Below are 20,546 nucleotides of genomic sequence, written 5' to 3'. Positions count from 1 at the left end.
GCCGCGACACCCCTTCCCGTCGCCGTTTCTTAATGGCCTGTGACGATGGGCGGATTTTGTAGCGAATTGGAGGGACAAACTTGAGACGCGGGGGTGTTCCGCCCCCCGCCGCCAGCAATAACCGGCAGATTACATGGTGCCGGGAAAGGCTCCGCCATCCAGAAGAATGTTCTGCCCAGTCATGAAACCGGACTGGGCGGCACAGAGAAAGGCACAGGCGGCCCCGAATTCCTCCGGATCGCCGAATCGGCCGGACGGGTTCGTCTTGCGGCGCAGCTCCATCTCTTCGTCAATGCTGCGGCCGGCGGCCTTGGCGCCACCCTCCATGGTCTTGCGCAGACGGTCGGTCTCGAAGGGGCCGGGCAGCAGGTTGTTGATGGTGACGTTGTGCTTCACCGTCTGCCGCGACAGGCCGGCAACGAAGCCGGTCAGGCCGGTGCGCGCGCCGTTCGACAGACCGAGAATCGGGATCGGCGCCTTCACCGCGGCGGAGGTGATGTTGACGATCCGGCCGAAGCGGCGAGCGATCATGCCGTCCACCGTCGCCTTGATCAGGAAGATCGGCGCCAGCATGTTGGCGTCCAGCGCGCGAATCCAGTCGTCGCGGTCCCAATCGTGGAAATCGCCCGGCGGCGGACCGCCGGCGTTGTTGACGAGGATGTCGGGTTCCGGGCAAGCGGCCAGAGCGGCGGCCCGCCCCTCTTCCGTCGCGATGTCGCCGGGGGCGGTGGTGACGGTGACGCCGGTGGCCTTGCGGATCTCCTCGGCGGTCGCCTCCAGGGCCTCGGCATTGCGGGCGGTCAGGGTGACGTGAACGCCCTCGCGGGCCAGCGCAAAGGCGCAGGCACGGCCCAGCCCCTTGCTGGCGGCGCAGACGATGGCGCGGCGGCCGGCGATACCCAAATCCATGGTCGTCTCTTCCCTTTTTGAATCAGAGGGTCGTTTTGGAACCGGATCGTTGCGGTTCCGTCCGTTGCAGATCCGAAAGGACCTCGCGCGCCAGCGGCACGGTCACGCCACGATGGGCCGCCAGCGACGCATGGTCCAGCGCCGCCACCAGACGGCGGGCGAAATCCAACGACCGTTCCATCCGCGCCAGCAGATAGGTGATGACCTCCATCCCCGGCCGCAGTTGGCGGTCGGCGAACAGCTTGACCAGCACCGCGGCCAGCAGCGCGTCGTCGGGCGGCCGAACCTCCACCGCCGGTGCACCCTTGATGCGCGAGCGCAGGTCGGGCAGCCGGGTGCGCCAGCGCGACGGCGCCTTGCGCGACAGGAGAAGCAGATGGCCCTGCTGTTCGCGGGCGAGGTTGTAGAGGTGGAACAGCGCCTCTTCCCGCTCGGGCTTGCCGGCGACCATGTCGGCATCCTCCACCACCACGGCGTTGGCGGGAGCCAGCAGGGACGGCACCACGCCCGAATCGAGAGCATCGCCGCGGGTCACCACCGCGTGGCTGCGGGCGCGCCAGACCTGGGACAGATGGGTCTTGCCGCAACCGGCCGGGCCGAACAGGGTCAGCGCCGGGGCCGGCCAGGACGGCCAGCGGTCCAGCCACGCCACGGCGTCGGCGTTGCTGGACGCCACGAGGAAATCCTCGCAGCCCATCGCCGTCCGGTGCCCGAGGTCGAGCGGTATCTGCGCCGGCAAGCTCATGCGGACACACCCATCAGCGTTCCGCGTCGGTGCCGCGGTAGTACGGGCTTGAGAGATACTGTCGCAATGCGAAGCGGGTCAACACGCCGATCACCGCGGCCACCGGCACCGCCAGCAGCACGCCGACGAAGCCGAACAGGCTGCCGCCAGCCAGCAGGGCGAACATCACCCAGACCGCATGCAGCCCGACCTTGTCGCCCACCAGCTTCGGCGTCAGGACGTTGCCTTCCACCGCCTGCCCGAACAGGAAGATGCCGACCACGATGGCGACGCGCCAGAATTCGTCGAACTGCAGCAGGGCAAGGCCGGTGCTGGCGACGAAGCCGAACAGGCTGCCGACATAGGGAATGAAGGACAGCAGACCGGCGACCAGACCGATCACCAGTCCAAAGTCCAGCCCCGCCGCCGACAGCGCCAGCGCATAGAAGACACCCAGAACGACGCAGACCATCGCCTGCCCGCGCACGAATCCGGACAGGGTGACGTTCACCTCGCGCGCCTGCTCGCGCACCGTCTCGGCATGCTGGCGCGGCAGCCACGAATCGACCTTCCCCACCATCAGGTCCCAGTCGCGCATCATGTAGAAGGCGACGATGGGCGTGATGAACATCAGCGTGACGATGTCGAACAGCGCCAGCCCGCCCGACAGGATGCGGGTGACGACCCGGCCGACCAGCCCCGCCACCTCCCCGGCATAGGTGCCGGCGGCGGCGCGCAGCCGTTCGACATCGTCGGCGGGCAGGCGGTGGATGAAGCGGTCGAGCGCCGGGATCAGCCGCTCCTTCACCAGCGTCGCATACGTCGGCAGCACCTCCAGCAGGTGGGAGACCTGCCCCTGCACCAGCGGCAGCAGCAGCAGCGCCACCAGCACCATGACCAGGACGAATCCCAGCAACACCAGCGTGGTGCCGAGCCAGCGCGGCAGCCCCGCCGCCTCCAGCCGGTCGACCGCCGGGTCGAGCAGATAGGCGATGGCCAGCCCGACCACGAAGGGCAGCAGCATGTCCGACAGCAGCCACAGCGCCAGGACGAACAGCCCCAGCCCGATCAGCCAGAAGCGGAGCTGCTTGGCCGCCGTCACGGAACGCCGCCGAGCCGGTTGAACAGCAAGGCGCCGCGCCGCGCGTACAGCAGACCCGACAGCACCGTCGTCACCGTACAGGCGTACACCAGCACATCGACCAGCGCCCAGCCGTACAGGTGGATGTCCGGCAGTCCCAGCGCCGGCGGCGCCAGAATCGCCGCGGCCAGCGCGATCTGCACCACCGTGTTCACCTTGCTGATGTAGAGCGGCTGCATCGCCAGCGTCTCCTTCAGCGTGAACAGCAGGATGACGCCGCCGATGATCATGATGTCGCGGAACACCACCATCATCGCCAGCCACAGCGGGATCGCGCCGACCCAGGCCAGCGCCACATACACCCCGACGATCAGCGCCTTGTCGGCCAGCGGATCGAGATAACCACCCAGCACCGTACGCGCGCGGAACATGCGGGCGATGGCGCCGTCCAGCGCATCGGACAGACCGGCGGCGACGAACAGGGCGAAGGCCCACTCCATGTTGCCGGTCAGGATCATGTACATCGCGGCCGGAACCGCCACGATGCGCAGGAACGTGATGATGTTGGGAACGCTCACGGCTGGCTCTTGGCCGGCAGCGTGCCCAGGTTGCGCGGCGGCGCGCCCATTGTGGCCGGACCACCGGCGCCCATATTGCCGGCGCCCATTGGGGCTGACGGCGCCAGCGACGTCGGCGACGCCATCGGCGAGGCCGCGGAAGGAACCGCACCGGCCGACGCCGCACCCGACCCGCGCGGCAGCAGGGTCAGCTGCCAGTCGGCCGACTGCACCGGCAGCGGCGCCCCCGGATAGGCCGGCGGATAGCCGGCGGGCTGGGCGACGGGCTGGGCGGCCGACCGTGCGAATCCGAGATCCTGGCGAGCGAGCGCCTGGGCCAGCTGTTCGGGATCGCCGCGATAGGTCAGGGTGATGAGCGCCTCGTTGCGGCTGATCGACATCAGGCTGGTGCGGCTCACCGCGGGAACGGCCGACAGCCGCTTCCGCGTCTCGACCCAATCATTCACCGCGGTCAGCGGCACGCTGACGATGGTGTTCTGCTCCGGCCCGGTGGCGGTGGTGTGCTCGCGCCGCCACGAATCGTCGATTTGGGTGCCGACCGCCGCGACCGCACGGTTCATCAGTTCGCCGGCACTGCCGCCGCCCTTCACCTGGACCGTCTGATTCTCGCGGTTGCCGTCCAGCCCATAGCGGGTGACGTCCACCGTCAGGCCGCGCGCCGGGTCGGGACTGTTCGCCGGCAGGTCGGTGCGGGCGACCACGACTCCGCCGGCCTTATAGGCCTGCGCGATGCGGGCGAGCGCCTCCGAGTTGCCGGCGATGGCGTCCTCCCCGCTGATCGCCTGGGCGTCGGAAAGCTCGCCGTCCGGTACCACCAGCGGCACCAGCGAGGCGGCGGGCTGCCGCGCTTCCCAAGCCGCGCGCCAGGGGGTGCGGTCCTGCCACAGGATGACGCGGCCATCGCTCTGGGTCACCGGCAGAATGACGAAGGGGCGCGACGGCGGCTCGACATACTGGGTGGCGCCGCCGCTCTGGCCGAGCGCGTCGCGCACCGCGTTGGGTCGGAAGCGCACGGTGATGGCGCCGACATAGCGGGTGGCCGACACCTTCTCCTCGTCGATCTCGAAGCCCTGGACCATCCTGGCGATCTGGTTGTCCGACAGGCGCGGCGGATTGCCGCCGCCGGGCACCAGACGACCGTACAGCTCAGCCCAGGCCTTGGCCTGCGCCTCGCGGATCGCCTGATCGCGGATGGTGGTCGGATTTCCGCCGCTGATGTCGACCTGCACGCCGGACACGGCGAAAGGATCGGCGGCGGACGAGACGGCGGCCGGCGGCGGGGAACCGGTCTGCGCCCCGGCCGGCCCGGTCATGGTCAGGACCAGAGCGGTGGACATGGCAGCAAGACCGGCGAGGAGCGGCGCGCGGCGGCGGTGGAGCATTGCAAAGCCTTCCGATTCGAGTATGTTCGGCCCGAGCCCAAGGCCCGGTATATAGCTCAGCCCAAGCGAGGATACCATCAGCACCCAGTCCTATAACATGTCCGACGCCTACAAGCAGGCCGGTGTGGACATCGATGCGGGCAACGCGCTTGTCGAAGCGATCAAGCCCCTTGCCCGCTCCACCGCGCGTTCAGGCTCCGACGCGGGCCTGGGCGGTTTCGGCGCGCTGTTCGATCTGCGCGCCGCCGGCTACCAGGATCCGCTTCTGGTCGCGACGACCGACGGCGTCGGCACCAAGCTGAAGGTGGCGATTCTCGCCAACCGTCACGACACGGTCGGCATCGACCTCGTCGCCATGTGCGTCAACGATCTGGTCGTGCAGGGCGCCGAGCCGCTGCTGTTCCTGGATTACTACGCCACCGGCAAGCTCGACGTGGCCGCCGGCCGCGACATCGTCGCCGGCATCGCCGAAGGCTGCCGTCAGGCCGGCTGCGCCCTGGTCGGCGGCGAGACCGCCGAGATGCCGGGCATGTATTCGGAAGGCGATTACGACCTCGCAGGTTTCTCCGTCGGTGCTGTGGAACGCCAGCATGCCCTGACCGGTTCCGCCGTCCAGGCGGGTGACGTGGTCCTTGGCCTCGCCTCCACCGGCGTGCATTCCAACGGCTATTCGCTGGTTCGCAAGCTGGTCGAGAAGTCAGGCCTCGGCTACGACGCCCCCTGCCCGTGGGACGAGTCGAAGACTCTGGGCGAGGCGCTGCTGACGCCGACCCGCATCTATGTGAAGAGCACGCTGAAGGCGGTGCGCGCCGGCACGGTCCGTGCCATGGCCCACATCACCGGCGGCGGCCTGATCGAGAACATTCCGCGCGTCCTGCCGGATGGGCTGGGTGTGGAGCTCGACGCCTCGACCTGGACCCTGCCCCCCGTCTTCTCCTGGCTGATGAAGACCGGCGGCATCGCTCCCTACGAGATGGCGCGCACCTTCAACGTCGGCCTCGGCATGGTCGTCGTGGTTCCCGCCGACAAGGCGCAGGAGGCCATCGACATCCTCCGCGAGGGCGGGGAGACGGTCTATACCGTCGGCACCGTCACCGCGCTGAAGGACGGCGATGCCCGCGTGACCGTCAATGGCATGGACGCGGCCTGGACCGCGTAAGGGACGCCTAAGGATCCTTGGTGATGAGCAAGTTGAAGCTCGGCGTCCTGATCTCGGGGCGCGGCAGCAATCTCCAGGCGTTGATCGACGCCTGCGCCGCGTCCGATTTCCCGGCCGAGATCGCGCTGGTCCTGTCCAACAACGCCGATGCCTTCGGCCTGGAGCGGGCGGCCAAGGCCGGGATCGCCACCGCGGTGGTCAGCCACCGCGACTATCCCGGCGACAAGCCGGCCTTCGAGGCGGCGATGGACGCCACCCTGCGCGAGTCGGGTGTCGAGCTGGTCTGCCTCGCTGGCTTCATGCGCCTGCTGTCGCCCAGGTTCGTTGGGCAATGGCACAACGCGCTCGTCAACATCCACCCGTCCCTGCTGCCCTCCTTCAAGGGGCTGGACACCCATCAGCGGGCGCTGGACACCGGCGTCCGCTTCCATGGCTGCACCGTGCATTATGTGCGGCCGGAGATGGACGAAGGCCCGATCATCGCCCAGGCTGCGGTTCCGGTCCTGCCCAACGACGACGCCCACAGCCTGGCCGACCGCGTGCTGGAATCGGAGCATCGCCTCTATCCGCATGCCGTTCGTCTGATCGCCGAGGGCCGCGCCCGAGTCGACGGCGATCTGGTGCGGATCGGCGGCCCGATTCCCGAGCTTGCGGCCGTGACGAACCCGCCGCTGTAAGCGCGCTGTTCCTTCCGATCATCCCTCTTCCGGCATAGTTGACGGTTCCGCTCGGAATCTGTTGCGTTTCCGTGCGTCCGCGTCAAAAATTGCGGGCAAAAGAAACTGTTGGAGGGTTGATCGATATGGCGGCCGTCAGTCCGAACCCGGTCAGTGAAGAGACCGTCCGTGCACATCAGGCGAACTGGATCGCCTTCACCAAATTCATGAAGCTCAGCATCGCCGGAGTCATCGCGGTGCTGGTGCTGCTGGCGATCTTTACGCTGTAGCGGGGGAATTGCGGCACTTTTGCCCCCTCCCTAACCCTCCCCCGCTTCGCGGGAGAGGGAACTCCGCAGCATACCCGCAAAGCTCCTGCCCCCTCTCCCGCGAAGCGGGGGAGGGATGGGGAGGGGGCGCCCCTGGAGGAGCCCCCTCCCCCACAACTCACCCCGCCAGCATCTCCAGCGCCTTCTGCAGCTTGTCGCGAGCCTGATCGGCGGCCTCGCGGCGGTCGCGCTGCTCCACGATCACCTCTTCCGGAGCCTTGGCGACGAACTGCTCGTTCGACAGCTTGGCGTCGATCTTCTTGATCTCACCGGTCAGCTTGTCGATCTCCTTGGACAGGCGCGCCTTCTCCTTGTCGAGATCAACGATGCCTTCCAGCGGCAGCACCAGCGTGGTCTCGTCCAGCACAGCCTGAACGCTGCTCTTCGGTACGTCGCCCTGAAGCGGATCGACGCTCGACAGACGGGCCATGCGCAGGATCAGGTCGCGGTGGGTGTCCAGCCGCTTCAGGCTGACCGCGTTCGGATCCTTCAGCTTCAGCTCGATCTGCGCCGCCGGCGGGACGTTCATCTCCGACCGCATAGAGCGGACCGAGGAGATCAGCCGCACCACCCAATCCATCTCGTCGCGCGACGCCGGATCGATGACGTCTGCGGCGAACTCCGGCCATTCCGCCGAGATCAGGCGGTTGGCGCGGGCCGGCGACAGCTGTTCCCACAGCTCTTCGGTGATGAAGGGCATCAGCGGGTGCAGGATGTGCAGGATCTGGTCCAACACCCAGGCGGTGGTCGCCCGAGTCTCGGCCTTCGCCGCCTCGTCCGTGCCGGCCAGGATCGGCTTGGTGAACTCCATGTACCAGTCGCAGAAGGTGCCCCAGGTGAACTGGTAGGCGGCGCCGGCGGCCTCGTTGAACTTGTAGGCGTCGATCGACTCGGCGACCTTCTTCGCCGCATCGGCAAGCGCGCCGACGATCCAGCGGTTGACCGTCTGCGTCAGGCCGACCGGACGATAGCCGGCGACCGGCTCACAGCCGTTCATCTGGCAATAGCGGGCGGCGTTCCACAGCTTGGTGGCGAAGTTGCGGTAGCCCTCGACCCGGTTCACCGCCAGCTTGATGTCGCGGCCCTGCGCCGCCATCGCCGACAGGGTGAAGCGCAACGCGTCGGTGCCGTACTGGTCGATGATCTCCAGCGGATCGATGACGTTGCCCTTCGACTTCGACATCTTCTGCCCCTTCTCGTCGCGGACGAGGGCGTGGATGTAGACGGTGCGGAAGGGAACGTCCTTCATGAAGTGCAGACCCATCATCATCATCCGGGCGACCCAGAAGAAGATGATGTCGAAGCCGGTCACCAGCACGTCAGTCGGGTAATAGCGGTCCAGCTCCGGCGTCTGGTCGGGCCAGCCCAGCGTCGAGAACGGCCACAGCGCCGACGAGAACCAGGTGTCGAGCACGTCGGCATCGCGGGTCAGTTCGACGTCCTGGCCGTAATGCGTCTTGGCCGCGGCGCGCGCCTCCTCCTCCGTCTCCTCGACGAAGAAGGTGCCGTCCGGGCCGTACCAGGCCGGAATCTGATGGCCCCACCAGATCTGGCGGCTGATGCACCAGGGCTGGATGTTGCGCATCCATTCGAAATAGGTGTTCTCCCACTGCTTGGGCACGAACACCGTCTTGCCGGTCTCCACCGCCTCGATCGCCGGCTTGGCCAGAGTCGCGGCATCGACATACCACTGGTCGGTCAGCCACGGCTCGATGGCGACGCCGGAGCGGTCGCCGTGCGGCACCATGTGGGTGTGCGGCTCGATCTTCTCCAGGAGCTCCAGCGCTTCCAGCTCGGCGACGATCCGCTTGCGCGCCTCGTAGCGATCCAGCCCGCGATAGCCCTCGGGAACGTTGTCGTTCAGCCGGGCATCGCGATCCATGATGTTGATCTGTTCGAGCCCGCAGCGCTTACCGACCTCGAAGTCGTTGAAGTCATGGGCCGGCGTGATCTTCACCGCGCCCGATCCCGTTTCCGGATCGGCATACTCGTCGCCGACGATGGGGATCAGGCGGCCGACCAGCGGCAGGCGGACCATCTTGCCGATCAGGTCCTTGTAGCGCTCATCCTCCGGGTGCACCGCGACGCCGGTATCGCCCAGCATGGTCTCCGGACGGGTGGTGGCGACCACGATGAAGCGACCCTCCTCCCCGTCGATGGGATAGCGGAAGTGCCAGAGATTGCCCTTGATCTCCTTCTGCTCGACCTCGAGGTCGGAGATCGCGGTGTGCAGCTTCGGGTCCCAGTTGACCAGCCGCTTGTCCTTGTAGATCAGGCCCTGGCGGTGCAGTTCGACGAACACCTTGCGGACGGCGCGGCTCAGCCCCTCGTCCATGGTGAAGCGCTCGCGCGGCCAGTCCGGCGAGGCGCCCAGGCGGCGCAGCTGGCGGGTGATGGTGCCGCCCGATTCGGCCTTCCATTCCCACACCTTGTCGATGAAGGCGTCGCGGCCGAAATCGTGACGGGTCTTGCCGTCCTTCGCGAGGTTGCGCTCCACCACCATCTGGGTGGCGATGCCGGCATGGTCGGTCCCCGGCTGCCACAGGGCGTCGCGGCCGCGCATGCGGTTGTAGCGGGTCAGCACGTCCTGGATGGTGAAGGTCAGCGCATGGCCCATGTGCAGGCTGCCGGTGACGTTCGGCGGCGGCATCATGATGGTGTAGGGCTTGCCGTTCCCCTGCGGCTGGGCGGCAAAGGCGCCCGACTCTTCCCACAGGCGGTAGTGCTTCTCCTCGACCTCGGCGGGCCGGTACGTCTTTTCCAACATCACCACGAACTTTCGCTAGAAACGTCTCAACCGGGGCTTAAAAAAGACAGGATCAGAACTTCTGCGACCGCCGGATCATGCGGTCGATCTCCTGCTGGACCAGCCGCTCGACCACCGTCGGCAGATTCTCGTCCAGCCATTCCTTCAGCAGCGGCTTCAGCAGCTCGCGCACGACCTCTTCAACCGTGCGGATGCCGATGGGCATCGGGCCGATGGACAGGTCGTCGCCCAACTCGCGCGCCAGATGGGTCAGGTGGTGCGAGGCATCCTCCGCCGTCCGGCGGGAGATCAGCCCATCATCCGGATCGACCGCGCGGCGGCGCGGACGCGGCGGGGGCGGCGGCTCGTCATCCTCGAACTCGTCGAACACCGGCGCCGGCCGCCGGGCGGCGGGACGCGGCGGCGGCATCGGCTCGGGCTCCGGCTCGTCCCACCGGGGCGGCGGAGGCGGAGGCGGCGACGGTTCCGGAAAAGCCGGCTCCTCCGGCCACGGATCGGGGTCCGGCTGGCCGAAGTCGGGCCGCTCGTCCGGCTCGTCCTCCACCATCTGGGTCAGTTCCAGGACGTCGTCGTCCTCGTCCACCGGCGGGGGTGGCGGGGGCGGCGGAGGGGGTGGCGGCGGAGGAGGCGGCGAAGGCGCCTGGGTTTCCGACTTGGCAGGCTCGCCGTCCTCGGAAATGATCCGCCGGATGGAGGCGAGGATTTCCTCCATCGAAGGTTCTTGCTGGCCCTTATCGCTCATCGTGGCAACCCAAGACGTCAACCTGACCCAAACCTAGGGCAGGGCTGACAAAAAAGCCATAATACAAAAACGGCCCGCTTTCGCGGGCCGTCTCGTTCATTCGGTCACCGACGTTCCGAACCACTTGCCCCGCGTCTTGTCGTAATTCGCTTGCGGGTCGTATTTCTGGACCGGCAGGTTGAGCCGGTCGGCGGTCAACTGTCCGCTGGACGCCAGAACATTGAAGGCCGCCACCATCTCGTCGTGCTGGGCACGGACCAGGAAGACGCGGGCGTTGAGCAGTTCCTGTTCCTGGTTCAGCACGTCGAGCACGGTGCGCGAGCCGACCTGCGCCTCCTGACGGACGCCTTCCAGGGCGATCTGCGCCGCCTTGATCTGCGCCGAGTAGGACTCGATGCTGGCGCGCGCGGTCTGCAGGGCCTGCCACGCGCTGACCGCCGATTCGGTCACCTGACGGCGGGCCTCCTCGATCTGCAGGCGGGCCTGATTGGCCGTCTGCTTGGCCTCGCGGACCAGGGCTTCGGGCTGGCCGGCCTGATAGAGCGGGATGGTCACCTGGGCGGTGATCTGCGCGCTGTCGGAGCGGTTCAGGTCGATGCCGGAGGAGCGGCCGGGATCATAGGTGCGGCTGCCGGAGGCCGACAGGTTCACCGACGGCAGCAGGCGGCCGTACTGCTGATCCACCGCCTCGCGCTGTGCCGCTTCGCTGTAGGAGGCGGACAGGACGTTCGGGTTGTTGGCGCGGGCCAGCTCGACCAGCTCGTCCAGGTTCTTCGGCAGGCGGAAGGCCGGCTTCGGCGCCTTCAGCTCGCCGGGAGCGGCGCCGACCAGACGCTCGTAGGTCGCGCGGGAGGCGCGCAGCGTGCCTTCGGCCGAGATCTTGGAGGCGATGGCGGCCGACAGGCGCGACTCGGACTGGCTGACGTCGGTGCGGGTGTATTCGCCGACGCGGAAGCGGTCGCGGGCGGCGTCCAGCTGACGGCGCAGCACCTGCTCGTTGTTCATCTGCAGCTGCAGGATGGCCTGGTTCTGGACGATGTCCAGATAGGCCTGGGCAGCGGCCAGCAGCACCGACTGTTCCGACGCGATCAGGGTGGCGCGCTGCGCCTCGACCAGCCGTTCGGCCCGGCGGACGGCCGGGGCGACGGTGGCGTCGTAGATCGGCTGGGTGGCGGTGATGCCGACGCTTTTGGGATTGGCTTCGGATCCCGTCGAGCCGCCGTCATACTTGCTCTCGCCCGTCGAGCGCGAGATGCCGGCGGTCACGCGGGCCGTCGGGCGGTAGCCGGACAGCGCCTGCGGCACGCCTTCGTCGACGGCACGCAGACGGGCGCGCTGGGCGCCGATCGTCGGGTTGTTGGCATAGGCCTGGGCGAGGGCCTGTTCCAGGGACTGCGCCTGGGCCGTACCACCGCCGGTCACTGCTGTGCCCATCGTGGCGGTCAGGGTCAGGGCCGTCGCCAGCAGCCAGCGGCGCGCAAAACGGCTTCGCACGGTCATGTTCAGTAGACCTTCATGTTCGGGTCGATTCGGCGCGCCCAGGCATCGACACCGCCATCCAGGTTGATGGCGCGGTCGAAGCCCCTGGAACGCAGCCACATGGTGACCTGCGCGCTGCGGCCACCGTGATGGCACACGACGACGATGTCGCGGTCCTTCGGCAGCTCGTCCACCCGGCCGGGAAGCCCGTTCATCGGGATGTGCAGGCTGTCGTCGATGGCGCACAGCGCAAACTCCCACGGCTCGCGCACATCGAGGACGACCGGATCGTCACCGGCCTTGCGGCGGCGGTCCAGCTCTTCCACCTCGATCTCAAACGGCGCGGCCATGGGTGCTCACTTTCGTGCAAGGGCGACGGCGACGGTAGCGCAGAACCGCGCAGAGGTAAACTGCACGGTTCAGTTCAAGACCTGTCCAACTGGCGAATCCGGTCAAAACACGAAGGACGCCTTCTTCTCGAAGCCTGGCAGCGCATGCGGCTGGGCCTCGAACAGGATGCGGCTCGACACCACGCCGGCGCTCCGCTGGAACAGGCGGACCTCGCCGACGGCGCCCTTGCCCTGGACGATGGCGACGAGGCGTCCGCCTTCCGCCAGCTGGTCGGTCAGCGACGCCGGCACCTCCGGCACGGTACCTTCGACGACGATGACATCGTAAGGGGCGTTTTGGGCGTACCCCTCCGCCAGCGGGCCGGTGACGGCCTTGGCATTCGCGATGCCCTGCCCGGCCAGCGCGGCGGTCGCGGCGGCGGTCAGCCCTTCGTCGCAGTCGATGCCGACCACGGACGAGGCGAGACGGGCCAGCACCGCGGTGGAGTAGCCGCCGGCGGCGCCGACGTCGAGCACCCGGTCGGTCTCCTGCACGGCAACGGCCTGCAGCATGCGGGCGAAGACCATCGGTTCCAGCAGGAAACGGCCCTTGCCGATGGGGAGGTCGTCGTCGACATAAGCGACGCCACGCGCCGTCTCAGGAACGAAGGCTTCGCGCGGAAGCTCCGACAGGACGTCGACGAGACGTTGATCGGTCACCTTGTTGGGGCGGATCTGTCCCTCGACCATGAAATAGCGTGCGGCGGCGAAATCGGTCATGGCGGTCGCTTATTGATGTGTTGTGACGACACCGGCACCAAGCCGAACAGCGAACGGCTTCCTGCCATGGCGGTATATAGCCGCAAAGGCCCGGCGAACACAACGCCACGAGCGATGGGACCACGGGCGAAGGACGTCCGGCCTTTGCCGGTTGCCGGGAAAACGGCCGGCCGAACGGCTGTCGCGAGGATGTCCGGACGGCGTGGCGAATGATGTTCAAAAATCGTCACCATTCGCCTTGACCGCTCCGTTCCGGGCCGCTATACCACCGCTCCACACCGAGGGCGCACCGGAAACGGCGCGCCGGTGCCGGTCAGGATGGCGCGGTGGCAGAGTGGTGATGCAGCGGACTGCAAATCCGTGTACGTGGGTTCGATTCCCGCCCGTGCCTCCATACCTGACGATAGCATAGCAGACGACCGATCGGTCCGAACGCAGCCCCGCCCCCGGCGGGGCTTTTTGCGTTTTGGCCTTGTTTTCATTGGCGGAATGCCCTTCCCCCACCCCTTCGCGCCCTGGGCCAAGAAAATTCATTTTCCTGTCGGAATTGGCTTGGCAGGGCCGGATGGTTCGGCTATACACCCGCCACGCCAACAACGGCGGCGGCCGAAAGGCCAGTCACCGATCCCGGTTAGCTCAGTTGGTAGAGCAGCGGACTGTTAATCCGCTTGTCGCTGGTTCGAGTCCAGCACCGGGAGCCAGATCGAAAAGGCCGGATGCCACACGCATCCGGCCTTTTCTTATTTCCGCATCATTGCGCCTTGACTGTGGCGGTTAAGTAACCGAATTCGGTTTAAAGCAGTCGGGCTAGGACCGACGGTCGCCCGTTATGGCAAGAACTAGTCCCAAAAGACGATCCTGATTTGCCGGAAGCGAAATGCCGAGTCCGGCCGCATGGCGTTAGACTTGATAACAATCCGGACCCAGTCTTGGACCGGGCGTCTCCAGCCATGGAGGATCGCCGTGCTTATGCCATTCCATTCCGAACGTCTTCGCACCGCGCCGCCGGTCGACGGAACCGGCCGCAGCTCGCCCGAACCTGATGATCATCCGGTGCGGACGGTGGATTGCGTCACCGCGGTCCTGCTGTTCCTGGCGGCCGTGCTGGTCGCCCTGCTGGTTTTCAGCACCGATTGGGACGGATCCGCGACCGACCATCGGCCGCAGTCCTACGAGAACACGCCGGTCCTGGTGATCCCGCCCCACCCACGGTGAGGCGGCCCTACTCCACCAGATCGTCATAGATGGTGTCGCCGGACTCTGACGGATCGCCACCGACCGCGGCAACGGCCACCCGTTTCCATTCTCCGCACCAGTCGGTGGACAGCGTGATCGGGAAGTCGCCTTCGGGGCTACGCGGCGTCACCACCGGCGGATAGCGCCGGCAGGTTCCTTTCGGCCCGCGCTGGCGGAGCCCCTGCCCCTCCCAGAAGCGGCAGGTGTAGCAGGTGTCGAGTCGCTTCATCGCGGACCGGTCTCCTTATGGCCGATTCTGCCTGCCGATCGAGCCGGAAGCCCCCCGGACCCGCTGCCCAACCCCGGTCAGCCGGTGGAGGGCGGCTTGGCCGGCCGCATCGTGTTGGCGCATCTGGCGTAATACGCCTTGATGTCCGCGTCCAGAACACTGCGGCGGCGTCCTTCCTCCGAGCCCTCGGGTGCATCGCTCAGGCGCTGGAATTCCTGGACGGCCTGTTCCAGTTCCTGTTCGCTGTTGATGGACATGCTGTCGCCTTTCCTCTTCATTGTCCGGGCCGATTTCCGGTCTCGGACAGGACAACACCGGCTGGCGGCGGTATGTTTCCTCCCTCAAAGGCCCGGCCGGCGTCAGGCGACCGCTTGATGAGCCGCGACTCGAGCGCAATGTCATGTCAGTGTCACGCGAGTCGCGACGGACAGGGCCGCGCGACCGCGGGGGTGCCCTTGGCCCTGCCTTGCGCGGGAGTGCGGTGTCATGCGGGTCGTCTCTGCACCGGTCGTGCCGCGGTTGGCGGCCGCCATCCTCGTTCTTGTCGGCATTCAACTGGGCGCGCTCGGCGCCGGCCCGGCGCAGGCGGCGGATCCCGAGCAGCTGGATCCCGATCGCGTCGTCCGCTCCGTCGTCGGCATCAGCGCCGTCGTGCCGCCGGACAGCCAGAGCGCCCGCACGCTGGGAACCGACCGCGAGGGCAGCGGCGTCGTCATCGACGGGTCCGGCCTGATCCTGACCATCGGCTATACGGTGATGGAGGCCTCGCAGATAGAGGTCACAGCCGCCGACGGGCGCAGCTACCCCGCCAACATGGTCGCCTACGACCCGGTCAGTGGCTTCGGCCTGCTGCGGGCGGAGATGGGATTCACGGCGCCCTGGCTGCGGCTGGCCAACGTCAGTGCGGTCAAGGAGGGCGACACGCTGCTGGCGCTCAGCGGCGGCGACAATCGCAGTGCCACCGCCGTGAAGCTGGTCAGCAAGCGCGAGTTCGCCGGCTATTGGGAGTATCTGCTGGACGAGGCGCTGTTCACCTTCCCGCCGATCCGCGCCTTCAACGGCGCCGCGCTGGTCAACCGCGAGGGCCGGCTGGTCGGGATCGGATCGCTGCTGGTGATGGAGGCGGTGGAGGGCCGCGGCCTGCCCGGCAACATGTTCGTCCCGGTTTCGGCGCTGGAGCCGATCCTCGCCGACCTGCTCGCCTATGGCCGCCGCCAGGAGCCGGCGCGGCCGTGGTTGGGCGTCACCCTGCGCGAGGAGTTGGGCCGGCTGATGGTGGAAAAGGTATCGCCGCGCAGCCCCGCCGAGTCGGCCGGACTACGTCCGGGCGACTGGATCGTCGGCGTCGGCGGCCAGCGCTTCAGCGGATTGGCTGATTTCTATCGCAAGCTCTGGGGCCTGGGGCCGGCCGGCGTTGTCGTGCCGCTGGAGGTGATGCGCGGCGCCACCCTGACTCCGATCCCGGTGACCTCGGCCGACCGCGTGCGCTTCCTGCGGCTGAACCCGACGCTGTGACGCCCTCCCCGGCGCTTGTGATGGGCGTGGCGGCGTAGCACCCTGTCGCAAACAGCCATCCGTGGGACCACGCCGACCATGAATCATCCCGACATCGAGATCGTCGACAAGAAAACGCCCTACAAGGGCTTCCTCACCATCGACGTCTACCGCCTGCGCCACAAGAAGTTCGACGGATCCTGGACCGACGTGCTGCCGCCGCGTGAAGTGTGCGACCGCGGCGCGGCGGTGGGCGTGTTGCTGTACGATCCCGACCTCGACAGCGTGGTGATGATCGAACAGTTCCGCGTCGGCTCCGCCGCAGCCGGCGGCCCGGCCTGGATGACTGAAATCGTCGCCGGCATGGTCGGCGAGGGCGAGAGCCCGGAGGACGTCGCCCGCCGCGAATCGATGGAGGAGGCCGGCTGCGCCATCCAGGAGATCGAGCAGATCTGCGACTATTACGTCAGCCCCGGCGCCTTCACCGAGGTCGTCACCGTCTTCTGCGGCCGGGTCGACAGCCGCAACCTCGCCGCCACCGGCGGCTTGGCCGAAGAGCATGAGGACATCCGGATTTTTGCCCTGCCGGCCGACGAGGTGATCCGCCTGATGGACGAGAACCGCCTGCGCAACTCCGTCGCCATAATCGCGGTCGGTTGGCTCGCCCGCCACCGTGAGAACTTGCGCAAGCGCTGGCTTGGTCAGGGGTGAGGGTAGAGGTGCGGGTTGCCCCCTCCCTCCCACGCTGACGCGTGGGTCCCTCCCTCCCCCGCTTTGCGGGAGAGGGTAAGTTTGTAAGGCAGCGGCAGTCCCCTCTCCCGCGTAGCGGGGGAGGGTTAGGGAGGGGGCATTCAAAGCCTGAACCTCGAAAATTCACACCGAAACCTCGTTCAATGCAGCATTTCACACCGCCGCCTTGAAACCGCCGCTCCCCAACCTGATAGTATCGTCAGCAATCCACACCTGACCCTGGGAGTACCCGTCTTGGACATCCGCAACGGCTTTATCGGCGCCATCGGCAACACGCCGCTGATTCGCCTGGAAGGTCCATCGAAGGCGACGGGCTGCGAGATCCTGGGCAAGGCGGAGTTCCTGAACCCCGGCGGGTCGGTCAAGGACCGCGCGGCTCTCGCCATCGTGCGCGACGCGGAAAAGCGCGGGCTTCTGCGCCCCGGCGGCACCATCGTCGAGGGGACGGCCGGCAACACCGGCATCGGGCTGGCGCTGGTCGGCAACGCCCTTGGCTATCGCACCGTCATCGTCATGCCGGAGACTCAGAGCCAGGAAAAGAAGGACATGCTGCGCCTGATCGGCGCCGACCTGCGGCTGGTTCCGGCGGTCCCCTATTCCAATCCCGACAACTACGTCCGCTATTCCGGCCGGCTGGCCGAGGAACTGGCGAAGACCGAGCCCAACGGCGTCGTCTGGGCCAACCAGTTCGACAACACCGCCAACCGCGAAGGCCACCGCACCACCACCGGCCCGGAAATCTGGGAGCAGACCGGCGGCAAGGTCGACGCCTTCACCTGCGCGGTGGGCAGCGGCGGCACGCTGGCCGGCATCGCCATGGCCCTGAAGGAGCGCAACCCGAACATCCGCATCACCCTTGCGGACCCGATGGGCGCGGCACTGTTCAGCTACTACACCAAGGGCGAGCTGAAGTCGGAAGGCAGTTCCATCACCGAAGGCATCGGCCAGGGCCGCATCACCGCCAATCTGGAACAGGCGCCGATCGACGATGCCCTGCAGATCCCGGATGAGGAGGCGCTGCCGATCATCTTCGACCTGATCAAGACCCAGGGTCTGGTGCTGGGCGGCTCGTCGGGAATCAACATCGCCGCGGCGATGCGGGTGGCGCGCGACCTCGGCCCGGGCCACACGGTGGTGACCATCCTGTGCGACGGGGGGCAGCGTTACCAATCGAAGCTCTTCAATCCTGACTTCCTCCGTGAGAAGAATCTTCCGGTGCCAGACTGGCTGGCCTGATTTTTCCGAGGGGGATATGGACGCGCTTTTCCGCGAGGACGCCTACGCCCGCAACTGCGTCGCCACCGTCACGGCGGTGGACGACCGCGGCATCCGACTCGACCGCACCGTCTTCTACCCGACCGGTGGCGGTCAGCCGGGCGACAGCGGGGTCCTGCGCTTCGACGGGTTCGAAGTGCGCATCAAGGACACGGTAAAGGGCGATGGTGGCCCCGACGACGTCATCCATTTGCCGGAGGACGGGCAGGAGTTGCCGCCCCCCGGCACCGCGGTGGAGGCGGAAATCGACTGGGACCGCCGCTATCGCCACATGCGCATGCACACCGCACTGCATCTGTTGTGCGCGGTGGTTCCGGGATCGGTCACCGGCGGCCAGATCGGGGCCGACAAGAGCCGGCTCGACTTCAACGTTCCGGCCGAAGCGCTGGACAAGGATGCAATCGCTGAGGCTGTGAACAAGCTGATCGCCGCCGACACGCCGGTCGGCACCCGCTGGATTTCCGACGAGGAAATGGCGGCGCAGCCGGAGTTGGTCCGCACCATGTCGGTAAAGCCGCCGACCGGCAGCGGCCGCGTGCGCCTGCTGAATGTCGAGGGCGTCGATCTGCAGCCCTGCGGCGGCACCCATGTCGCCCGCACCAGCGAGATCGGCGGAATCGAGGTGACGAAGATCGAAAACAAGGGCAAGCAGAACCGGCGCGTCGTCATCGCGCTGAAGGACTGAGCCTGTCACACCGATCTTCCGCCCGAAATATCCCTTTCAAGGACGCGCAGAATGAGCGACAGCACCGTGGAACCGCTGACCGGCCCCGTCGTCTCCACCGATTGGCTCGCCCGCAATCTGGGCCGGGCCGGCCTGAAGATTCTCGACGGGTCCTGGCACATGCCGGCCCTGAAGCGCGACATCCGGGCGGATTTCGCCGCCTGCCACATCCCCGGCGCCCGGCTGTGTGATGTCGACGAGGTGGCGGCGCCGGACACCGCCCCCCTGCCTCATATGGCGCCCGACGAGGCGACCTTCGCCGCGAAGATCGGCGCGCTGGGCATCGGCGACGGCGACACGGTGGTTGTCTATGACGCCGCCGGCATGGCGACCGCGGCGGCGCGCGTCTGGTGGCTGTTCCGCCTGTTCGGCTTCGACCGGGTGGCGGTGCTGGACGGCGGCCTGCCGAAATGGCTGGCGGAGGATCGCCCGACCGACTCGGGCGAGGCCGCCCCGGTCCAGCCAGCCTCCTTCACGGCGCGCAAGCGGCCGGAGCTGATCCGCAGCGCCGATCAGGTTCTCGCCAACATCGACACCCGCGCCGATCAGGTGACCGACGCCCGCGCCCAACCGCGATTCGAAGGCGCGGTCGCGGAGCCCTGGCCCGGCCGCCGCAGCGGACGGATTCCCGGCAGCTTCAACCTTCCCCACACCGACCTGATCGACGCCGAGGCCAAGACCCTGCTGCCGCCGGACGTCATCGCCGGGAAGGCCCGCGCCGCGGGGCTGGACCTCGACCGACCGGTGGTCGCCTCCTGCGGCAGCGGCATCACCGCCTGCGTCATCGCGCTCGGCCTCGCCACCGCCGGCAAGCAGGACGTGGCGATCTATGACGGCTCCTGGGCGGAATGGGGCCTGCGCGAGGATCTGCCGCTGGAAACGGGACCTCGGCAATCGTGACCCTCTCCGTCCGGCCTTGCACGGCGGAGGACTGCGACGCCGTCGTGGCACTGTGGACCGCCTGCGGGCTGGTGGTGCCGTGGAACGACCCGGCGGCCGATTTCGCGCTGGCTCTGTCGAAGACCAGTTCGACCGTGCTTGCCGCCGTTGAGGACGGGCGGATCGTCGCCACCGCCATGGTCGGGCAGGACGGCCATCGCGGCTGGATCTATTACGTCGCCGTCGATCCGGCTTTGCAGGGACAAGGGCTCGGCCGGCGCATGGTGGCGGAGGCCGAAGGATGGCTGGCTGCTGCCGGGATGCCGAAGGTCCAACTCCTCGTCCGTGAAACCAACCAACGGGTGCTGGCCTTCTATGAAAGGCTGGGCTATGCCAAATCGCCCGTCACGATGATGCAGAAATGGCTGACAAACCCTTCTCCCTGACCCGCCCCGCCGTGCCCGCCGCCAGTCGGGCCGGCCATCTGTCGGTGATCGTCACCTATCTGGAGATGACCGCACCGCCGGCCCACGCGCCGGTGCGCCAACCGGCCGGCAACATTTCCCTGGTGCGGGCCAACCCGCCGACCTGGTCCTTCTACCGCTATCTCTATGACACGGTGGGCGAACCCTGGCTGTGGCACGAGCGTCGCCGCATGCCGCGCAAGGAGCTGGAGCGCTCGATCCACGATCCGCTGGAGGAAGTCTGGGTGCTGTATGTCGACGGCACGCCCGCCGGCTATGGCGAGCTGGACCGGCGGACCCAGGAAACCGATCTCTCCTATTTCGGGCTGATCCCCGATTTCATCGGCCACAAGCTCGGTCCCTGGCTGCTCGACACCATCATCCGCAAGGCTTGGGACGGCGGCACGGCCAAGTTGCTCGTCAACACCTGCACCTTCGACCATCCGAAGGCGCTGCCGCTCTATCAGAGCATGGGCTTCGTTCCGACCCGCCATGTCGCCCGCGAGGTCCGCGACCCGCGCCTGGATGGCGTGCTGCCGCGCAGCTCCGGGGAGCATATTCCGCTCGCCCGCTAAGTCAG

23 protein-coding genes and 2 tRNA genes are annotated in these 20,546 nt (G+C 67.6%); 13 read left to right on the top strand and 12 right to left on the bottom strand.

Annotated features, from left to right (window positions below; genetic code table 11):
* Positions 1-129: 129 nt before the first annotated feature.
* The 5 genes from M5E06_RS04680 to M5E06_RS04660 are packed head-to-tail and all read right to left on the bottom strand — an operon-like array spanning position 130 to position 4,674.
* On the bottom strand, positions 130-909 hold the full coding sequence (locus M5E06_RS04680) for an SDR family oxidoreductase (protein WP_252137323.1): 780 nt from the start codon (positions 907-909) through the stop codon (positions 130-132).
* Positions 910-931: 22 nt separating this feature from the next.
* Positions 932-1,654 (bottom strand): HdaA/DnaA family protein, encoded by a 723-nt coding sequence (locus tag M5E06_RS04675; RefSeq protein ID WP_109154003.1) that lies wholly within the window; start codon positions 1,652-1,654, stop codon positions 932-934.
* 13 nt (positions 1,655-1,667) lie between these two features.
* Entirely contained in the window at positions 1,668-2,735 is a 1,068-nt protein-coding gene (locus M5E06_RS04670) for an AI-2E family transporter (RefSeq protein WP_109154002.1), read from the bottom strand.
* Positions 2,732-3,292: a CDP-alcohol phosphatidyltransferase family protein gene (locus M5E06_RS04665; RefSeq protein WP_109154001.1), complete on the bottom strand. Its 561-nt coding sequence runs from the start codon at positions 3,290-3,292 to the stop codon at positions 2,732-2,734. The genes M5E06_RS04670 and M5E06_RS04665 overlap by 4 nt, the downstream gene beginning before the upstream one ends.
* Positions 3,289-4,674 (bottom strand): DUF2066 domain-containing protein, encoded by a 1,386-nt coding sequence (locus tag M5E06_RS04660; protein WP_252137322.1) that lies wholly within the window; start codon positions 4,672-4,674, stop codon positions 3,289-3,291. The genes M5E06_RS04665 and M5E06_RS04660 overlap by 4 nt, the downstream gene beginning before the upstream one ends.
* 97 nt (positions 4,675-4,771) lie before the next feature.
* Here M5E06_RS04660 and purM point away from each other — a divergent pair, with 97 nt between their 5' ends.
* From purM to M5E06_RS04645, 3 genes are all read left to right on the top strand, one after another.
* Complete coding sequence (purM, locus tag M5E06_RS04655; protein ID WP_252137321.1) at positions 4,772-5,833, top strand: phosphoribosylformylglycinamidine cyclo-ligase; 1,062 nt, start codon at positions 4,772-4,774, stop codon at positions 5,831-5,833.
* Positions 5,834-5,856: 23 nt separating this feature from the next.
* On the top strand, positions 5,857-6,510 hold the full coding sequence (purN, locus tag M5E06_RS04650) for a phosphoribosylglycinamide formyltransferase (RefSeq protein ID WP_252137320.1): 654 nt from the start codon (positions 5,857-5,859) through the stop codon (positions 6,508-6,510).
* 125 nt (positions 6,511-6,635) lie between these two features.
* Positions 6,636-6,779 (top strand): hypothetical protein, encoded by a 144-nt coding sequence (locus tag M5E06_RS04645; RefSeq protein WP_158282093.1) that lies wholly within the window; start codon positions 6,636-6,638, stop codon positions 6,777-6,779.
* 157 nt (positions 6,780-6,936) lie between these two features.
* Here M5E06_RS04645 and M5E06_RS04640 read toward each other — a convergent pair whose 3' ends face one another.
* The 5 genes from M5E06_RS04640 to M5E06_RS04620 form a co-directional block, all read right to left on the bottom strand.
* Positions 6,937-9,585: a valine--tRNA ligase gene (locus M5E06_RS04640; protein ID WP_252137319.1), complete on the bottom strand. Its 2,649-nt coding sequence runs from the start codon at positions 9,583-9,585 to the stop codon at positions 6,937-6,939.
* A 52-nt stretch (positions 9,586-9,637) separates the two neighbouring features.
* The gene (locus M5E06_RS04635; RefSeq protein WP_252137318.1) at positions 9,638-10,327 is read right to left on the bottom strand and encodes a DUF2497 domain-containing protein; all 690 of its coding nucleotides are present in this window, start codon (positions 10,325-10,327) and stop codon (positions 9,638-9,640) included.
* Between the two features lie 96 nt (positions 10,328-10,423).
* Positions 10,424-11,827: a TolC family outer membrane protein gene (locus tag M5E06_RS04630; protein ID WP_252137317.1), complete on the bottom strand. Its 1,404-nt coding sequence runs from the start codon at positions 11,825-11,827 to the stop codon at positions 10,424-10,426.
* Positions 11,828-11,829: 2 nt separating this feature from the next.
* Positions 11,830-12,156, bottom strand: coding sequence for a rhodanese-like domain-containing protein (locus M5E06_RS04625; protein WP_085089264.1), 327 nt, complete (start codon positions 12,154-12,156; stop codon positions 11,830-11,832).
* Positions 12,157-12,258: 102 nt separating this feature from the next.
* Positions 12,259-12,915 (bottom strand): protein-L-isoaspartate O-methyltransferase family protein, encoded by a 657-nt coding sequence (locus M5E06_RS04620; RefSeq protein WP_109152886.1) that lies wholly within the window; start codon positions 12,913-12,915, stop codon positions 12,259-12,261.
* A 320-nt stretch (positions 12,916-13,235) separates the two neighbouring features.
* Here M5E06_RS04620 and M5E06_RS04615 point away from each other — a divergent pair.
* The 3 genes from M5E06_RS04615 to M5E06_RS04605 all read left to right on the top strand — a co-directional run bounded on the left by M5E06_RS04615 (position 13,236) and on the right by M5E06_RS04605 (position 14,130).
* Positions 13,236-13,309 (top strand) — tRNA-Cys (locus M5E06_RS04615).
* Positions 13,310-13,540: 231 nt separating this feature from the next.
* A tRNA-Asn gene (locus tag M5E06_RS04610) sits at positions 13,541-13,616 on the top strand.
* A gap of 268 nt (positions 13,617-13,884) precedes the next feature.
* Positions 13,885-14,130, top strand: a complete 246-nt coding sequence (locus M5E06_RS04605; RefSeq protein WP_252137316.1) for a hypothetical protein — start codon at positions 13,885-13,887, stop codon at positions 14,128-14,130.
* Positions 14,131-14,137: 7 nt separating this feature from the next.
* Here the strand turns inward: M5E06_RS04605 and M5E06_RS04600 are convergent, their stop codons facing one another.
* Both M5E06_RS04600 and M5E06_RS04595 read right to left on the bottom strand, forming a co-directional pair.
* Entirely contained in the window at positions 14,138-14,380 is a 243-nt protein-coding gene (locus M5E06_RS04600; RefSeq protein ID WP_085089261.1) for a hypothetical protein, read from the bottom strand.
* 77 nt (positions 14,381-14,457) lie between these two features.
* Positions 14,458-14,637, bottom strand: a complete 180-nt coding sequence (locus M5E06_RS04595) for a hypothetical protein (RefSeq protein WP_252137315.1) — start codon at positions 14,635-14,637, stop codon at positions 14,458-14,460.
* A 229-nt stretch (positions 14,638-14,866) separates the two neighbouring features.
* Here M5E06_RS04595 and M5E06_RS04590 point away from each other — a divergent pair, with 229 nt between their 5' ends.
* From M5E06_RS04590 to M5E06_RS04560, 7 genes are all read left to right on the top strand, one after another.
* Positions 14,867-15,895, top strand: a complete 1,029-nt coding sequence (locus tag M5E06_RS04590) for a S1C family serine protease (RefSeq protein WP_252137314.1) — start codon at positions 14,867-14,869, stop codon at positions 15,893-15,895.
* A gap of 78 nt (positions 15,896-15,973) precedes the next feature.
* Positions 15,974-16,585 (top strand): NUDIX domain-containing protein, encoded by a 612-nt coding sequence (locus M5E06_RS04585; protein ID WP_252137313.1) that lies wholly within the window; start codon positions 15,974-15,976, stop codon positions 16,583-16,585.
* A 273-nt stretch (positions 16,586-16,858) separates the two neighbouring features.
* A complete protein-coding gene (locus M5E06_RS04580) occupies positions 16,859-17,860 on the top strand; it encodes a cysteine synthase A (RefSeq protein WP_109151359.1) in 1,002 nt (333 codons plus the stop codon).
* A 16-nt stretch (positions 17,861-17,876) separates the two neighbouring features.
* Positions 17,877-18,584, top strand: a complete 708-nt coding sequence (locus tag M5E06_RS04575) for an alanyl-tRNA editing protein (protein ID WP_252137312.1) — start codon at positions 17,877-17,879, stop codon at positions 18,582-18,584.
* A 51-nt stretch (positions 18,585-18,635) separates the two neighbouring features.
* Entirely contained in the window at positions 18,636-19,523 is an 888-nt protein-coding gene (locus M5E06_RS04570) for a rhodanese-like domain-containing protein (RefSeq protein WP_252137311.1), read from the top strand.
* On the top strand, positions 19,520-19,948 hold the full coding sequence (locus M5E06_RS04565) for a GNAT family acetyltransferase (protein ID WP_252137310.1): 429 nt from the start codon (positions 19,520-19,522) through the stop codon (positions 19,946-19,948). Before M5E06_RS04570 ends, M5E06_RS04565 begins: the two co-directional genes overlap by 4 nt.
* On the top strand, positions 19,924-20,541 hold the full coding sequence (locus tag M5E06_RS04560) for a GNAT family N-acetyltransferase (protein ID WP_252137309.1): 618 nt from the start codon (positions 19,924-19,926) through the stop codon (positions 20,539-20,541). The genes M5E06_RS04565 and M5E06_RS04560 overlap by 25 nt, the downstream gene beginning before the upstream one ends.
* Positions 20,542-20,546 lie beyond the last annotated feature (5 nt).

Origin of the sequence: Azospirillum sp. A1-3, assembly GCF_023806445.1 — a bacterium.
GTDB lineage: Bacteria > Pseudomonadota > Alphaproteobacteria > Azospirillales > Azospirillaceae > Azospirillum.
This window is presented reverse-complemented; position numbering and strand designations above follow the sequence as displayed.

Bases quoted from the DNA above. Each gene is read 5' to 3' on its own strand.
- M5E06_RS04680 (WP_252137323.1), bottom strand. From the start codon at position 909: ATGGATTTGGGTATCGCCGGCCGCCGCGCCATCGTCTGCGCCGCCAGC.
- M5E06_RS04675 (WP_109154003.1), bottom strand. From the start codon at position 1,654: ATGAGCTTGCCGGCGCAGATACCGCTCGACCTCGGGCACCGGACGGCG.
- M5E06_RS04660 (WP_252137322.1), bottom strand. From the start codon at position 4,674: ATGCTCCACCGCCGCCGCGCGCCGCTCCTCGCCGGTCTTGCTGCCATG.
- purM (WP_252137321.1), top strand. From the start codon at position 4,772: ATGTCCGACGCCTACAAGCAGGCCGGTGTGGACATCGATGCGGGCAAC.
- purN (WP_252137320.1), top strand. From the start codon at position 5,857: ATGAGCAAGTTGAAGCTCGGCGTCCTGATCTCGGGGCGCGGCAGCAAT.
- M5E06_RS04645 (WP_158282093.1), top strand. From the start codon at position 6,636: ATGGCGGCCGTCAGTCCGAACCCGGTCAGTGAAGAGACCGTCCGTGCA.
- M5E06_RS04640 (WP_252137319.1), bottom strand. From the start codon at position 9,585: ATGTTGGAAAAGACGTACCGGCCCGCCGAGGTCGAGGAGAAGCACTAC.
- M5E06_RS04635 (WP_252137318.1), bottom strand. From the start codon at position 10,327: ATGAGCGATAAGGGCCAGCAAGAACCTTCGATGGAGGAAATCCTCGCC.
- M5E06_RS04630 (WP_252137317.1), bottom strand. From the start codon at position 11,827: ATGACCGTGCGAAGCCGTTTTGCGCGCCGCTGGCTGCTGGCGACGGCC.
- M5E06_RS04625 (WP_085089264.1), bottom strand. From the start codon at position 12,156: ATGGCCGCGCCGTTTGAGATCGAGGTGGAAGAGCTGGACCGCCGCCGC.
- M5E06_RS04620 (WP_109152886.1), bottom strand. From the start codon at position 12,915: ATGACCGATTTCGCCGCCGCACGCTATTTCATGGTCGAGGGACAGATC.
- M5E06_RS04605 (WP_252137316.1), top strand. From the start codon at position 13,885: ATGCCATTCCATTCCGAACGTCTTCGCACCGCGCCGCCGGTCGACGGA.
- M5E06_RS04600 (WP_085089261.1), bottom strand. From the start codon at position 14,380: ATGAAGCGACTCGACACCTGCTACACCTGCCGCTTCTGGGAGGGGCAG.
- M5E06_RS04595 (WP_252137315.1), bottom strand. From the start codon at position 14,637: ATGTCCATCAACAGCGAACAGGAACTGGAACAGGCCGTCCAGGAATTC.
- M5E06_RS04590 (WP_252137314.1), top strand. From the start codon at position 14,867: ATGCGGGTCGTCTCTGCACCGGTCGTGCCGCGGTTGGCGGCCGCCATC.
- M5E06_RS04585 (WP_252137313.1), top strand. From the start codon at position 15,974: ATGAATCATCCCGACATCGAGATCGTCGACAAGAAAACGCCCTACAAG.
- M5E06_RS04575 (WP_252137312.1), top strand. From the start codon at position 17,877: ATGGACGCGCTTTTCCGCGAGGACGCCTACGCCCGCAACTGCGTCGCC.
- M5E06_RS04570 (WP_252137311.1), top strand. From the start codon at position 18,636: ATGAGCGACAGCACCGTGGAACCGCTGACCGGCCCCGTCGTCTCCACC.
- M5E06_RS04560 (WP_252137309.1), top strand. From the start codon at position 19,924: ATGGCTGACAAACCCTTCTCCCTGACCCGCCCCGCCGTGCCCGCCGCC.